At 67.8% G+C, this 14,639-nt stretch carries 12 protein-coding genes; 5 read left to right on the top strand and 7 right to left on the bottom strand.

From position 1 onward, the window contains the following. Positions 1–70: 70 nt before the first annotated feature. From IV501_RS10010 to IV501_RS10000, 3 genes are all read left to right on the top strand, one after another. Positions 71–1,828: a pyruvate dehydrogenase gene (locus IV501_RS10010; protein ID WP_200555190.1), complete on the top strand. Its 1,758-nt coding sequence runs from the start codon at positions 71–73 to the stop codon at positions 1,826–1,828. 25 nt (positions 1,829–1,853) lie between these two features. Next, positions 1,854–2,423, top strand: coding sequence for a DUF4287 domain-containing protein (locus tag IV501_RS10005; protein WP_200555191.1), 570 nt, complete (start codon positions 1,854–1,856; stop codon positions 2,421–2,423). Between the two features lie 62 nt (positions 2,424–2,485). Then, positions 2,486–3,244, top strand: a complete 759-nt coding sequence (locus IV501_RS10000; protein ID WP_200555192.1) for a DarT ssDNA thymidine ADP-ribosyltransferase family protein — start codon at positions 2,486–2,488, stop codon at positions 3,242–3,244. A gap of 28 nt (positions 3,245–3,272) precedes the next feature. Here IV501_RS10000 and IV501_RS09995 read toward each other — a convergent pair whose 3' ends face one another. After that, positions 3,273–4,604 (bottom strand): GNAT family N-acetyltransferase, encoded by a 1,332-nt coding sequence (locus IV501_RS09995; RefSeq protein WP_200555193.1) that lies wholly within the window; start codon positions 4,602–4,604, stop codon positions 3,273–3,275. A gap of 52 nt (positions 4,605–4,656) precedes the next feature. Between IV501_RS09995 and IV501_RS09990 the strand changes: the two genes are divergently transcribed. Next, entirely contained in the window at positions 4,657–5,952 is a 1,296-nt protein-coding gene (locus tag IV501_RS09990) for a M18 family aminopeptidase (RefSeq protein WP_200555194.1), read from the top strand. 91 nt (positions 5,953–6,043) lie between these two features. Here the strand turns inward: IV501_RS09990 and IV501_RS09985 are convergent, their stop codons facing one another. The 6 genes from IV501_RS09985 to IV501_RS09960 form a co-directional block, all read right to left on the bottom strand. Next, positions 6,044–9,604, bottom strand: coding sequence for a DEAD/DEAH box helicase (locus IV501_RS09985; protein ID WP_234698113.1), 3,561 nt, complete (start codon positions 9,602–9,604; stop codon positions 6,044–6,046). A gap of 81 nt (positions 9,605–9,685) precedes the next feature. After that, on the bottom strand, positions 9,686–10,021 hold the full coding sequence (locus IV501_RS09980; RefSeq protein WP_200555195.1) for a tryptophan synthase subunit alpha: 336 nt from the start codon (positions 10,019–10,021) through the stop codon (positions 9,686–9,688). A 56-nt stretch (positions 10,022–10,077) separates the two neighbouring features. Then, on the bottom strand, positions 10,078–11,022 hold the full coding sequence (locus IV501_RS16565; protein WP_200555196.1) for a L,D-transpeptidase: 945 nt from the start codon (positions 11,020–11,022) through the stop codon (positions 10,078–10,080). Between the two features lie 4 nt (positions 11,023–11,026). Further along, a complete protein-coding gene (locus tag IV501_RS09970) occupies positions 11,027–12,019 on the bottom strand; it encodes a hypothetical protein (protein WP_200555197.1) in 993 nt (330 codons plus the stop codon). A gap of 196 nt (positions 12,020–12,215) precedes the next feature. Beyond that, positions 12,216–12,665, bottom strand: a complete 450-nt coding sequence (locus IV501_RS09965; protein ID WP_200555198.1) for a hypothetical protein — start codon at positions 12,663–12,665, stop codon at positions 12,216–12,218. Further along, a complete protein-coding gene (locus IV501_RS09960; protein ID WP_200555199.1) occupies positions 12,665–13,984 on the bottom strand; it encodes a threonine/serine exporter family protein in 1,320 nt (439 codons plus the stop codon). The genes IV501_RS09965 and IV501_RS09960 overlap by 1 nt, the downstream gene beginning before the upstream one ends. A 115-nt stretch (positions 13,985–14,099) precedes the next feature. Here IV501_RS09960 and IV501_RS09955 point away from each other — a divergent pair, with 115 nt between their 5' ends. Continuing rightward, positions 14,100–14,537, top strand: coding sequence for a hypothetical protein (locus IV501_RS09955; RefSeq protein ID WP_200555200.1), 438 nt, complete (start codon positions 14,100–14,102; stop codon positions 14,535–14,537). The last annotated feature ends 102 nt before the right edge of the window (positions 14,538–14,639 follow it).

Raw genomic sequence — 14,639 nt, 5'->3', positions numbered from 1 at the left:
GTCATACAGCCAATGGTCAGGATGACGGCTGGCACTGCCCCTGACAGGGCTGGAGCGCTTGAATGATGTCATGTCATCTCGCACCGTTGCAGACCAGATCATCGATCAACTCGTCGACGCCGGCGTGCGCCACATCTACGGGATCGTGGGGGACAGCCTCAACCCGATCGTCGACGCCGTGCGGCGCACCGGCGGCAGTGCCAAGGGCGGCATCGACTGGATCCACGTGCGAAACGAGGAGGCGGCGGCTTTCGCGGCCGGAGCCGAGGCACAGCTCACCGGTGAGCTCGCGGTCTGCGCCGGAAGCTCTGGCCCGGGAAACCTGCACCTGATCAACGGGCTGTTCGACGCCCATCGCTCCGGCGCTCCCGTGCTTGCCATCGCCAGCCACATACCGAGCTCCGAGATCGGGTCGAGCTACTTTCAGGAGACCCATCCCGACCAGCTCTTCGTGGAGTGTTCCAACTACCGGGAGCTGATCTCGACCGCTGCCCAGTCGCCGCGGGTGATCAACTCGGCGCTGCGCCATGCGGTGGGGCTTCGTGGCGTGGCGGTGGTGGTGATACCGGGGGACATCCCGCTGCTCGATGCGGTGGGCGTGGAGCCGGCATTCGTGCGCTCCGGTCGGCCGTCGGTGGTGCCGGCAGGGGAGGACATCCGCTCGCTCGCCGCCGCCATCGAGAAGGCGAAGACGGTGGCGATCTTCGCTGGCGCCGGAGTCGAGGGCGCGCACGACGAGGTCGTGGCCTTCGCCGACCACCTGGCTGCGCCGGTCGGGCACTCGCTGCGCGGAAAGGAATGGATCCAGTACGACAACCCCTTCGACGTCGGGATGACCGGGTTGCTCGGCTACGGTGCCGCGCACGCGGGCATTCACGACGCCGACCTGGTCATCCTGCTCGGCACGGACTTTCCCTACGAGCAGTTCTTGCCGGATCCTGCGACCGCCGTGATCGCCCAGATCGACTCCGACGCCTCCCACCTCGGTCGTCGGGCCAGCGTCACCCATCCCGTGCACGGCGACGTGCTGCCGGCTCTCGCCGCGCTCACCGCTCTGACCACCCGCAAAACAGACCGCGGCTTCCTTGAAAAGACGCTGAAACGGCACGAGAAACTGCTCGGCGGTGCGGTCGGAAAGTACACGGATGCCGCCCATACGACGCCGATCCACCCCGAGTTCGCCGCCTCCACCCTTGACGATCTGCTCGCGGACGACGCGATCGTCACCGCCGACACCGGAATGGGCAACGTCTGGCAGGCCCGGTACATCACCCCCAACGGTCGGCGTCGCATCATCGGCTCGTACCTGCACGGCTCGATGGCCAATGCTCTACCGCAGGCGATCGGAGCTCAGGTCGCCTTCCCGGGTCGCCAGGTGGTGACCATCTCGGGAGATGGCGGCCTGTCGATGCTGTTGGGCGAGTTGGTGACGATCGCCGCGTACAGGCTCCCGGTAAAGCTGATGGTGTTCAACAATTCCGCTCTCGGGCTGGTCAAGCTCGAGATGTTCGTCGATGGTTACCCCGACTTCGGTGTCGATGTGCCCGGTGTGGACTACGCGGCCGTGGCGAATGCCATCGGAATATTCGGGCGCCGAGTAGAGCACCCGCAGGACCTCACCGGTGCCATCACCGAGGCGCTGGAACACGACGGCCCGGCGCTGGTCGATATCGTCACCGATCCATTGGCGCTCTCGCTGCCCTCGGCGATCACCAGCGCACAGGTGAAGGGATTCTCCCTTGCGATGTCGAAGGTGGTGATGAATGGGGGCGTCGGTGAGGCGGTCGCGCTCCTGAAGTCCAACATTCGGCACCTCCCCGGGCTCTAGTCTCTTCCCCAGAACAGGAGATCCGATGACGTTCCAGGCATACCTCGACACGATCAAGGCGAAGACCGGCCTCGGGCCTGACGATTTCCGTCGTCTCGCGGGCGAGAAGGGGTACCTCACCGCGGCGACCCGGCCCGGTGACATTATCGCTTGGCTGCAGGAAGACTACGGTCTCGGCACGGGGCACGCGATGGCGATCGTGTCCGTGCTCGGAAAGCACGAGGGCGCGGGTCTGTCGGCCGGCCAGAAGCTGGAGGCCCAATTCACCGGGACGAAGGCGCGGTGGCGGTCGACCTTCGACTTGCTGCTGTCCACCCTGATCGAGGTTGGCGGTCCGGTGTCTCTCGCCCCGACGAACAGCTACATCAGCCTGACCAAACCGACGCGCACAGGCCGGGCGAAGGTCGCGATCGTGGCGGTCACGGGGGATCGAATGGATGTCGGGATCAAGCTGAAGGATGCCGCCCCGACCGACAGATTCGCGGCATCCGGTAGCTGGAATTCGATGGTGACACACCGCGTGCGACTCACTGAACCCGACCTGATCGACGACGAACTCGTCGACTGGCTCCGCAGAGCCTACGCAGCCGCGTAACGTTGGGGGTGGCGTCGAGTTGTTCCGCCGCCTTACATCCCCATTTTTGAGCAAGGAATCCAGTGCCCGACGAATGCATCCACGGTCTCGAAGCGGGTCTCTGTGACCTCTGCTACCCGAAGGCCAAACCGGAGGTAGCCCCCGTGGCGACCACCACCCGTACGACCACTCGTCGTCGCACCCCCGCGGTGCCGCGCACCGCCGGTGTCGGCACCCCCGATCACAAGGTCGGTGAGCAGCGGCTCTATCACGTCACCCACATCTCCAATCTCGCCGGCATCATCGAGGCGGGTTCGATCGTGGCTCCCGCTACCCCCGCACTCGACGCTTCCTCGCCCGAGAATCGGGACGCCCGCCGCAACATCACGCTGGAAGGCGCAACCGTCGCCGACTACGTGCCGTTCTTCCTCTCGCCGAACTCCACGATCTGGTCGCAGATCCGCGCCGGAGCCGACGACCCGCGATTGTCCCGCGAGGTGCGCGATCTGCCGCCGGCCGAATTCGTCATCCTGGTGAGCACCGTCAAGGTCGCCACTGCGCTGGAGAGCGCCATCTCGGTCTCCGACGGCGACCCGTCGAGCATCTACACCCGCTTCGGTACCACCCCGGAGACCAACGACCGCACACTGCGCAAGCTCCGTGCCGATGATGCGCTGCTGCTCGAAGGAGAGCTTCTGATTCGCGACGCGTTCCCGTTCGACCAGATCGCGCTGATCGGTGTGGCCAACGACCGGGCTCGGGATGCCGTGCGCGAGATCCTGCAGACCGCGATGCACGAGCCCAAGGTCGCGGTCTACCCGCCGTGGTTCGCCCGGGCGTAGCGTCCGCTCGGCAAAGCTTCTTCCGCGACTAGAACCAGATACTCAGCCACGGCGTCGTCGCCGCATGGAACGTGCGGTCGAGCACCGCTGCGGCACCGGGTGTGAGTTCTTGGATGCGACCGGCCCGAAAAAGTGTGCTGGCCGACACTCCGCCCAGGTAGATCGAGCCGAGCTCGTTCACGGTCAGTGCGACGGCAGCCGTATCACCCGGAATGTCGCCCTCGAGTTCTGAGACGACCGCGGTGCCATCGGCCTGTACCGTCAGCAGGAATCGGCCAGCGGCATACATGAGCGGATCGGAGACGTCGAGCACGAAGTGTCCCGGCGTGTGATAGCGCCGCCCGGTCAGCATGGCGGGGACGTCGAGGATGCGGATCCAGAGGTGTTCGCGCTCGTCATGCTTGACCACCGCGCGTGCGTCGTCGACCTGCCAGTAGACGGGTTCATCGATCGAGCGGAGCGGAGCGCGGATCTCGCCCACGAGGTCGAGCTCGATGAGGAATCGCCAGAGCGCGGCATAGGCGTCGTCGGTGGCGCTGACCAGGTAGTGCAGTTCGACCACCGCGCGCGCCACCGTGGTGCGGGTCTCTTCGAGCACCTTGTAGACCGCGAAGCCCTGCGGCACACCGTGCTCGTCGGCGTAGCGGATGAAGCGCAGGGACTTGGCCTGTTCCTCCAGCCCCACCCCGCGGCCGATCAGACGCTCCCAGAGCACTCCGTCGAAAGACATCTGCCCGGGAGTCGCCAGGCGCACCCGCTCGACCAGTTCTGCACCCTCGGTGACAAGTCGGTCTGCCTCGACGAATTGCACTCGGCCCGGCACCATCGGACCAGTCCACGTGACACGCGAGGTGTCGATAGTCCAGTCGGCCGCCATCGCCGCGGGTGCGAATCCCCAGCGCGAGTAGATGGTCGCCTCGGACACTGTCAGCGCGACCACCGGCAGCCCCAGCGCCTGCGCGGTGCGCAATTCAGCCTCGATGAGCGCCCCGGCGACCCCGCGTCGGCGATGGGTGGGGGAGACGGTGACGGCAGAGACAGCCCATGCCCCGAGGGAAAGATGACCGGGAACGCTCAGCTGGCTCGGCCATCCGGCCACGGTGGCGACGGGAGTGGCCGGGTCGAGCAGGGTCTCGTCCCAGACACCGCTATTGCGGCGCTGCCCCGCCGTGACCCGACGTGCCTCGACCACCTCCGGGGTTGCTCGACCGTCCTGAAACCCTCGACCGACTGCACCGAGCCATGAGGCGAACGCCGCGGCGTCGTCGGTGTCGAGCAGCGACATCCGCAGCCCCTGTCGGGCGAGCCCGGTGGCCGATTCCACGTCGATCGGAAGCGTGAGGTAAGCGTCGTCGGTCATCCCTTGAGGCTAGTGGCGACGGGCACACTCGCGAAGATGTTTCAATGGCTGCATGGCTTCCGACCGCAGCGCCCTCGACAGAACCGCAGCCCTGATCCACCTCGACGATCTCGCCGCGTTCGTCGCCGCGTCGCCGTCGTCGTTCCACGCGGTGGCCGAAGCCGCCAGCAGGCTCGATGCCGCGGGCTTCACCGAAATGGCCGAGACGGATGACTGGGGCTCGGGCACGGGCAAGCACTACGTTCTGCGCGACGGGGCGATAATCGCGTGGTCTGCCCCGGCATCCGCTGTCGCCCCCACGCCCTTCCGTATCGTGGGTACCCACACCGACTCACCCGGATTCAAACTCAAGCCGAAGCCGAGCACGTCTGCGTTCGGCTGGCAGCAGGCCGGCGTCGAGATCTACGGCGGGCCCCTGTACAACTCCTGGCTCGACCGCGAGCTGGAGTTCGCCGGCCGCCTGGTTTTCGCCGATGGCAGCACGGCGTTGGTGCGCACCGGGCCGTTCCTGCGCATTCCTCAGCTCGCCGTGCACCTCGACCGCAGCGTCAACGTCGAGGGCCTGAAGCTCAATCCGCAGCAGCACCTGAACCCCGTCATCGGTGTCGGGGGGCCCGGCAGCTCCGACATCGTCGGCGCTCTCGCGGCCCTGGCCGGACGTGCTGGAGAGGAGGTCGCCGGCTACGACGTGGTGGTCGCCGACACCAATCCCGGTCGCGTATTCGGAGCCGATCGCGAACTCTTCGCGAGTGGGCGGCTCGATAATCTCTCCTCGGTGCATGCCGGACTCACCGCGCTTCTCGCCGCGGCAGATCCGGTCGAGTCGATCTCGGTGTTCGCGGCCTTCGACCACGAAGAGGTCGGCAGCGAGACCCGTTCCGGGGCAGCCGGCCCATTCCTCTCCGATGTCCTCACCCGGCTCAGCCCCGATCCGGTGCTGCGAGCCCGGGCCATCGCCGGCAGCTGGTGCTTCTCGGCCGATGCCGGGCATGCCATCCATCCGAACTATCCAGACCGACATGACCCCGTGAACCGGCCGCTGGTCAACGGGGGACCGTTGCTCAAGATCAACGCCAACCAGCGCTACGCGACGGATGCCGGCGGCGCGGCCGAGTGGGCGGCCGCCTGCGCGCGGGCCGGCGTCGCCTATCAGGAGTTCGTTTCGAACAATGCGGTGCCGTGCGGCTCGACAATCGGGCCGATCACCGCGACCCGTCTGGGGATCCGCACCGTCGACATCGGCATCCCGCTGCTGAGCATGCACTCGGCGCGCGAGATGTGCGGGGTGGGCGACCCGCACGCACTCAGCCGAGCGCTCGCTGCCTTCTTTTCCCCGAGCGGGGACTGACGACTGAGGAATCGTCGGCGCGTAGCCGACTCCCACCTCTCGACTCGAACGGCGGCCTTTCGGAGCCGCCGTTTGCGCGCGGCGCGGTGCGCTAGTCCAGGAGCCCGCGGATGTCGTCAGCGGTGAGGGCAGATCCGAACAACGCCTCGTCGTCCAGCACGGCGTCGAAGAGTTTCGCCTTCTTTGCTTTGAGCGCCATCACCTTCTCCTCGATGGTGTCACTCGCCACCAACCGGTAGACGTTCACGGAGCGGCTCTGCCCGATGCGATGCGTGCGGTCGATCGCCTGGCTCTCGGTCGCGGGATTCCACCACGGGTCGAGCAGGAAGACGTAGTCGGCCTCGGTGAGGGTGAGACCGAAGCCCCCGGCTTTGAGGCTGATGAGGAAGACCGGGGCGTCGCCGTCTCGGAATGCCTGGATGACATCCGACCGCTTGCGGGTCGACCCGTCGAGGTACTGATACTCGATACCGGCGGCCGTCATGCGATCGGCCGCTTTACCGAGAAAGCTCGTGAACTGGCTGAAGACCAGGGCGCGGTGCCCCTCGGCGATCACATCTTCCAGCTGATCGAACAGCACGTCGAGCTTCGACGACGGGATGCTCGAATACTTCTCGTCGACCAGAGAGGCGTCGAGGCTGAGCATGCGCAGCAGCGTCAGCGACCGGAAGACGATAAAGCGATTGCGGTCGAGATCGTCGATGAGACCGAGCAGTTTCTGCCGTTCCTTCTGCAGGAACGTGTCGTAGAGCGCCCGGTGCCGCGGCGCCAGCTCGACTTGCAGCACCTGCTCCTGCTTCGGCGGCAGCTCGGGCGCGACCAGCTCTTTGGTGCGCCGCATCATCAGCGGACGGATGCGGCGGCGGAGCTTGGCCAACAGCTCCGGTGGTGCCCCCGCCGCGATCGGCCGCACGTATTCCTCGCTGAAGCGACGGGAGGATGCGAACAGCCCGGGTGCCACGATCTGCAGCAGGGACCACAGGTCGAGCAGGCTGTTCTCCATCGGGGTGCCGGTGATCGCCAGTTTGAACGGTGTCGCGAGGTCCACGGCGCACTGGTGCGCCTTCGAGGCGTGGTTCTTGACGAACTGCGCCTCGTCGAGAATCAGCCCGGCCCACTCCTGCCCGCTGTACGCCGGAAAGTCGAGCCGGAACAGCGCATACGAGGTGATCAGGATGTCCGCGCCGCGCGCCAGGTCGGCCACCATCGTGTGCGACTTGGCCTGCGTCTCGGTGACCGCGCGCACCACGAGCTGCGGGGTGAACCGGGCAGCCTCGGCGAGCCAGGTGGAGACCACCGAGGTCGGCGCGACCACCAGGAACGGCGCCGCGGCATCCGCTCGGGCGTAGGCGAGCAATGACAGCGTCTGCAGGGTCTTGCCGAGCCCCATATCGTCGGCGAGGATGCCGCCCAACCGCTGACGCCACAGAAACGCCAGCCAGTCGAATCCCTCCTGCTGGTACGGCCGCAGTGTTGCATCGACTCCAGCGGGAAGGGCTGTGCTCGGCACCGACTGCACATCGAGGAGCCCTCTCGCACTGTCCCGCCAGTCGACCGCCTGCTCGGTCTCGTCGGCGAGATCCTCGAAGTCGGCCCAGAGGCTCGCGTGGTAGCGGCTGATCCGCGGCGCGGTCTCCCACTCGTCGAGCTCGCCCGCCTCCTCGATCAGTCGGCGCAGTTCGGCGAACACGGGCTGGTCGAGCGAAAGATAAGAATTATCGACGAGGAGCAGCTTCTTCTTTCCCGCAACCAGAGCGGTGAACAGCGGGGTGAACGGCACGTCCCTGCCCTGCACGGTCACGTAGACACCCAGATCGAACCAGTCACGATGCTCGGTCTCGACGGTCTTCACAACCAACTTCGGCGTCTCGGTGAGTTCCCGGTAATCGGGACGCTCGCCGACCGTCTCGACGATCAGGCCGTCGAGTGCCTCGAGCTGGGGAAGCAGCCGGTCAGCGAACTCCGCCGCATCGAGTCCCGCGAGGGTCGCCGGTCGTACCGGGAATAGGCGCTGGGCCCGATCGAGAATGGCGGCCTCCTCGGCGGCGTCCCGCAGATCGAGGTCGCGCGCGGAATCGGTCGATGCGAAGGGAAGCTCCACCTCGCCGTAGCGCCACGACCAGTCGATGCTCAGAACCTGCTGCGGCTCGTGGTCGGCCGTGGTCGTCGCGCCCTTCGCGCCGGCCTTGCTCCCGGCCTTCGTCTTGGCTTTCTTCTCGGTGCCATCTGTGCCCGTTCCGACTGTGCCAGTACTGACAGTGCCGGTTCCGAACGTCACGGTGAGCACGAGCGACGGGGGAGGCACGTCGGGCAGGGAGACAGAGCCGTCCGAACTGCTCACCGCGATGCTTCGCGTCAGCGCCGGGTAATAGTCACGCACGAACTCGGGCACGTCGGCGGCGGGCACCACGAGGTCGTCCACACGCTCGAGCAGTCCGCGCTGGCGCTCGGTGAGCGGCTCCGCAGTTGGCGCGAGGGTGAACGCCATGCGCGGCTCATGTTGCCAGGAATAGACCCCGTGATCGCCGATCGCGCCGACCATGGAGACCGGATGTTCGCGGCCGTCGATCATCACGACCGGAGCGAGGCGGAGGTCTCCGTCGACATCCGTTCGAGCGTCCATTCCGAGGCTCACCTCGGCACCCAGGCTGACCGCGGTGTCCTTTTTCCCGGTCAGCAGCGGGATCTCGAGCGCAGTCGCATCGCCCAACAGGCGCCAGAGCAGCGGGCTCTGGAAGTCGTCGAGGTACAGCCAGTCGGGTTCTTGGATGCCATAGGCGTCTCTGACCGACCGGTGCAGCGCCGCGAACTGGGCGAACCAGCGCAGAACGGTGGCGTCGAGTTGCAGGCGATTGACCTGATAGGCCAGCGTGCTCCAGGTCACGCCCGCGCGCACCCAGTTGCCGGTGGCACTGCGGATGACCGGGCGCACGGCCAACCGGAATGGCCCGGGTATGGCGCCGCCCTCGGCACCGGTCGCCGTGCGGGCCACCGGACCGTTCCAGCGATTGCGGGAGCGCGGGATCAGCTCGCGCAATTCGAAGAGCAGACCAAGCCGCGCGGTTCGGGTGTCGCCGGTGGCGGTACGGCCGCTGGTAGTTCTGCCGGGGGTGCTGCTGCCGGCCAGCGCGGTAATCGCGGACTTCCAGCCGGGGTCGGCGACGAGTGCCTGAGTGCCGGGTCGGGCGGCGTCGGTCAGATCAGAGTCTGGCCAGTCGGTGCCGAGTGGGTCAGCGCCGAGTGGGTTAGCGCCGGGCGGTTTGGCGCCGGACGGCCCACTTTCGAGCCCGCTGCGTTCCTTCAGTCCGCCGCCCCCCAGGTCGCCGACCCCGCCGCGTTCGCGCAGGATGGCGGCGTTGTTGGCCAGGATCAGCGCGGCGACGTGTTTGCAGTCGAAGGCCATGGGGCAGCTGCATGCACTGCTGCGCGGGGAGGCGAATTCTCCGCTGGGCTCAGACAGCGTGACACGAGTGCGGTATGGCAACGCCGAGCCGCCCTGGACTCTGCCCGAAAGGCGCCTGCTCTCGGCGTCCCACTCGATCTCGTCCACTGCGCCACCGCGCGAATAGCTCTGCCCGCGCTGAAACGAGGTGCGGCCGACGAGACGGGAGATGTCGACGACGTCCACCAGCGGAGCGACCTCGGGCGACATCCGTCTATCGTCCCATGCACATCCGACCGGCCCGGTATACGGTGCGAGAAGCTGCGGTGCTGCTCGCTACCGGCCTGCCGTCTACTGTGCTGCGCGAAGCGGATGTGGGGCGCTCACCCCATGCTCGCCGATCAACCGCCACACGGTCGAGGTGAGAGCCGGGTACTCCAGCGCGATCTGGCGGAGCACCCGGTAATCGCGCGCGGGGGACGGGCGCAGGCCATCGTTCGCGTTGATGGCATCCGCCCGAAGCAGATAGACCACCATCTCGTCGACGGTCGGCAGCTCTTCCATGAACGCCCAGGGGTCTTCGCCAGCCAGCAGCCGCTCATGTACCACGGTGTCGAGCTCTTCATGGGCCTCTGCACGCAGCACCTCGAGGCTCGCCCGGCCGCGGGGCTGGTGAGTTTGAGGCATTCGTCAAGCCTACGACGGGGCACGCAGCGAGGCTGAACGACGGCTCCATCGGCGGGTCATCCGACGATTGAGAGGGGAGTGCCGAGCGGAAGGGCGTCGACAGCCCGCACGGCGTCCTCGCCCAGCCGCACGCAGCCGTGGGAGACCGCGCCGGTCGCCGTGCGCTCGTAGTGGATTCCGATCAGACCGCCGTCGGATCCGCCGAAAGGTTCGTCGGCCGCGGCGGAGTGCAGCGAACTGAGCTGCACCCGAAAACGCGTCTGATGCTGATTCGCGTCGAGGTAGCGTGCCTGCAGGTAGCCGGTCACGCCCTGCGGAGTCGGGGTGGCCGCAGTGCCGACCCCGACGGCGAAACTCTTCGCCGGCGCGCCCTCCGTCACGATCGACAGGGTCTGGTGCGAGACGGCTATCACGATGCTGCTCGTGAGCGCTCTGGGCTGGGTGAGCAGCGCGACCGGCATCCACCCTGCCGTCTGGGCTGGTGCCGATCCGCCATTTTGTGACGGAAGAACGGACCGGGCTGGGGTAAGCACCAGCGCCCAGCGCTTCTGCAAAGCCACTCGCACGACCACGGTCGGCTCACCGAGGAAGTTGGTGGCCGCGAACCGGGCGATCGGCGGCCCGCCAGGCTCCGCCGAGAGCAGAGCATCCGCGCGGAGGGAGTACGCCACCCGCGCGAGTTCGGTGACCTGCGGTGACGCGTACTCCGGCAGGCCGGGGATGACGGCGTCGTATCGTGCCTCGGGGAGTGACGCCGGATCGACGGGAGGGGGCTCGGCCGGAGCCGTCGCCGTTGGCGCGGGCGAGCTGGGCGACGGGGTGCCCGCTGGCAGCTTTCCATTCGGCGACTGTGATGCGTCCCCCGCGATCACAGGCGCCACCGCAGACGGACCGGTGGGCATCGGTGCGCGGTGGGCGAGAGCGACCGCGGCGCCCGGAAGGGCGACGCTGGATGCGGCGGCGACCAGCACCATCACGATCGCCGTGCGCGAGGCTCCCACGTGCTCACCCGCTCACGATGGGGAGCCGGTGAACGGCCGCCGGCGGCGCCGTGGGCGCAGGCGGCGGCGAGGTCGGCGCGGGAGCCGGGGGCACGGGCGGGGGAGGAATGACGCGGTCGCGGACATCCGTCGCCGTTGCCGAGAAGACGAGCGAGCGCATGGCGCCGGATGCGGTCAGCGTCTGAGCGCCCGGCGTCGAATACAGGTGGACCGTCGCGGCCGGCCCGCCGGGCGCCGTGAAGTCGTCGCTCTTCGCCGTGACGCGATACGGAGCGCCGTCGGCCGGAGGAACTGCTGTTACGGCGAGGTGCGCTCCGTTCGGCACCGCCTGCCGCGTGGGGCTACCGGTGTCGGCGAAGACTCCGTTGGTGAGAGTGACGGTCCCGGTAGCTTCGGCCGGGGTGGTAGCGACATCGAGGTAACCCGTGAAGTCGCTGGTGGCGTCGATCGAGAGGCTGAGCGTCGCCGAACCCACCGGCGGAACGTAGGCCGCGGCCTCGGCGCGATACTGGTCGGCCAAAGCTTGGATGCTCGGACGCAACTCTGCCGGCGCGCGACCGAGCACGTACGCATCCCCGCCCTCGGCCTGGTAGCTGGCGTTGCTCGCAATGCTCCACACGGCCATGGCCACCGCGGCAGAGGTGGTGTCGTCTGCGGTATTGCCGTGACGAGCGAGCAGCGAATTCAATTGGATCATCGCCGTCTCGCTGAGGCCGTTCACTTGGCCGACCATGCCAGCGTCGGTGGTCGGCTTGTCGAGTGGGCTCGGTCTGCCCGGCTCGATGCAATAGCTGACCGAGCCGTCGGGGTTGAGGTAGCCGCCGAGGTGCCAGGCCGGCAGGCCGTCCCGTTCGTACCCCGGGCCGAGAGTCGCGGCATGGGCGGTCACCGGCAGTGCCGTCACCCCGGAGAGTATGGCGCCTCCGACCAGCGCCACCGTGGCGATCCAGAGGGCGAGACGTGACGCCCGGAGGCGGCGTCGTGGCGCGGTATGCACCGGTTGCGAACGACGCGGCGGTCGCAAGCGAAACACGGGTTGAGGACGAATACTGTGCGCGGACATCGGAGCGGCTCCCCTCGGCGGACGGCTCCGGATGCCCGGCGCCGATTTCCGACACTAGGAAAAGTCGACGAGCCCACGGCGTGGTCACGGCAATCTGTGGACAACGGCCGCGCGCGAAAGCTGTGGATAACTACGCGTCGAGGAAGACCCGCTTGTACTTTCGTCCGTCGGCAAGCTCGACCGTCTCGGCGCGGAGCTGACCGCGGGACACCCGAAGATACACGGCTTGCGCGGTCACCCCGAGACTCCGCGCGGCCTCGGCGACCGACATCCCGGGCAGGTCGGTCGGTACGCTGCTGGGCCGCGCCGAACGCTTGCGCCCGGCCTCTACGCGAGAGGCGATTTCGGCGTCCGTTCCCTGCCAACGCCACTTGGCTGCCGCGGTGCCGAGCCCGGCAGCGTCGGCGATCGCCGGCCAGTCCGCGCCATCGGCCCGGGCATCCCGAACCGCGCCGAGGGTCGCCGGGTCTGCCTCGAGGGCGGCGATCGCGGTGCGGATCGCGGCCAGGCGATGCAAGGGCTCTTCTGCATCGACAAGCGCGGCCAGCGCGGCCTCGCTCTCGGGCGAGAGGTAGCCCATCACTTCCTCCGGGCGAGGCGCAGCAGGCGTCCGCCGTCGCGACTGAGGCTGACGCCCACGATGGCGCCGAGGGCGATGGCGAGCACCGAGATTCCCGCCGTGGTGAGGGCGGTGACACCGCCGGCTCCGCCCTGCAGCACGCCGCTGAGCCCGATGAAGCCGAGGGCCCCCGGCACGAGCAGCCAGAAGCTCGCGAGACTCATCACCGCGGCCGGCGGCGACGTGCGAAAGCTGCTGGCGATGCGCGCGAAGGGGGCGACCACGACGGCTCCGACAAAGCCGGAGAGCGCCGGTCCGAGAGCCAGCACCCCGAGCGCCTGGGCTCCATAACAGACCGCCAGACTGAGGAAGATCCAGGGCAGCGCGCCCTTCGGTGCAGACATGAACAGCATGAATCCGATCGCGACGAGTGCGACGCCGAGGATGCCGGCCCACGGCCCGAGTGTGGGCTGCACGGTGCCCGCACGGATAGTGCCGGCCACAGTCGAGGCGGCGAACACGCCGAAGACCAGCAGCAGCAGTTGCGCGACCCCATAGACGATGCGACTGGCGCCGGCCACCACCTGGTTGTTGGTCAGCTCGATCGCAGCGATGGTGAGGGTGGTGCCGGGCAGAAACGACACCAGCGGGGGAGCGATGATCTTGAGCGGCTCTCCGCCGACCACGTGCACCAGCACCAGCGTTGTGATGAGGGTCACACCGAACGCGGCGACCACGGGCACGGTCGCGGTCAGCCCCGGCAGCTTCCTGCTCAGCAGCACCAACCCGCCCACGCCTGCACCGAGCCCCACATAGATCGGGATCGCCTGCGCCGTCGGGTTGATCACCATTCCGAAGCCGACGGTCAGCACGATGTGACCGACCAGGGTCATCCAGGCGCCGAACCGCGGCTTCGCCGAACGGATGCGGCGGGCCTCCGCCACCGCGTCCTGAGTGCTCACCTCGGCACGCAGTGCTCTCGCGGTCAACAACTCGATGGCCCCGGCCTGGTCGAGGCGGCCGCCGGCCACCCGCGCGGACTGGATCCTCACCTCGCCACCGGCCTGCTCCGACTGCAGAACGATCACGGTGGGAAGCACGATGGTGCGGGCATCCGTCAGCTGGTATGCCTTCGCAATCGCGCGCAGCGACTCCTCGACCTCATTGGTGGCCTGGCCGACCTCGAGCATCACCAGACCCAGAACCTCGAGCATGTTCAGGATGTCGTGGGCCGCCGCCTGCTCCGCGGTTGCCTCACCCGGCTCGCCGGGCTTCTTCAGCACCCGCCAGACCTGGCGCTCGAGCCAGCCCGGTGCCTTCTCGTCGCTGTGATCCGCCATGGGTCGATCATCCCGCATCCGGGGCTGACGTGATTCGCGGTGGCCTTAGCGGGGTTCTTTTTCAGTGTTCGCGGTTCGCTGTCTTCGTGGCACGGCGCTCATGGTTCACTGAGGCATGCGCATCTCACCCATGGCCTTGGCGAGTCTGATCGGGGTTGGGCTCGCGCTGATCGAGCTTCCCACCACGCTTATCGCGCCGCTGTCGGCGGTGCTGGGCGTGGCGGTGGCGGTGTGCGCGGCACTCGGGATCCTCGGCAGAGGTGTCGCTATCTCGCCGGGCCTCGGCGTTCCGATTCTCGCTGGGGCCGCGGCGGCATCGCTGCGCGTCGCCTGGTTCGTAGCCGGGGAGGCGCCGCTGCCGTGGTTGCTCCTCGCTGCCGTGCTGTATCTCGCCGCGGCCACTCTTTTCGGGTTTGCGGCGACCAAGCAGGGCGTCACCGTCGGAGTGCGAACAGGGCTGCTCGTGCTGCTGTTGTTCGCGATCATCCCGTGGCTGAATCTGGTCGCAATGGCCGCGATTCTGTTCACGTCGTTCCGGCGCAGCGTGAGCTGAGTTCCACCGGGGCTGGCCTCTCCCTCACAGGCGCCAATCTCGTGCAGTTATCCACAGGAAACCCTGGTCAGATGGGTAATTGTTGGATGGAATGTCGGTGGT

It is taken from the genome of Lacisediminihabitans changchengi (assembly GCF_016634425.1).
Classification (GTDB): Bacteria; Actinomycetota; Actinomycetes; order Actinomycetales; family Microbacteriaceae; genus Lacisediminihabitans; species Lacisediminihabitans changchengi.
Note: the sequence above shows the minus strand (reverse complement) of the source record. Positions and strands in the feature narration are given on the sequence as shown.

Excerpts from the sequence above, each read along its gene's own strand:
- IV501_RS09990 (WP_200555194.1), top strand. The coding sequence starts at position 4,657 with ATGGCTTCCGACCGCAGCGCCCTCGACAGAACCGCAGCCCTGATCCAC.
- IV501_RS09955 (WP_200555200.1), top strand. The coding sequence starts at position 14,100 with ATGCGCATCTCACCCATGGCCTTGGCGAGTCTGATCGGGGTTGGGCTC.
- IV501_RS09995 (WP_200555193.1), bottom strand. The coding sequence starts at position 4,604 with ATGACCGACGACGCTTACCTCACGCTTCCGATCGACGTGGAATCGGCC.
- IV501_RS09965 (WP_200555198.1), bottom strand. The coding sequence starts at position 12,665 with ATGGGCTACCTCTCGCCCGAGAGCGAGGCCGCGCTGGCCGCGCTTGTC.
- IV501_RS09980 (WP_200555195.1), bottom strand. The coding sequence starts at position 10,021 with ATGCCTCAAACTCACCAGCCCCGCGGCCGGGCGAGCCTCGAGGTGCTG.
- IV501_RS09985 (WP_234698113.1), bottom strand. The coding sequence starts at position 9,604 with ATGTCGCCCGAGGTCGCTCCGCTGGTGGACGTCGTCGACATCTCCCGT.
- IV501_RS09960 (WP_200555199.1), bottom strand. The coding sequence starts at position 13,984 with ATGGCGGATCACAGCGACGAGAAGGCACCGGGCTGGCTCGAGCGCCAG.
- IV501_RS10005 (WP_200555191.1), top strand. The coding sequence starts at position 1,854 with ATGACGTTCCAGGCATACCTCGACACGATCAAGGCGAAGACCGGCCTC.
- IV501_RS10010 (WP_200555190.1), top strand. The coding sequence starts at position 71 with ATGTCATCTCGCACCGTTGCAGACCAGATCATCGATCAACTCGTCGAC.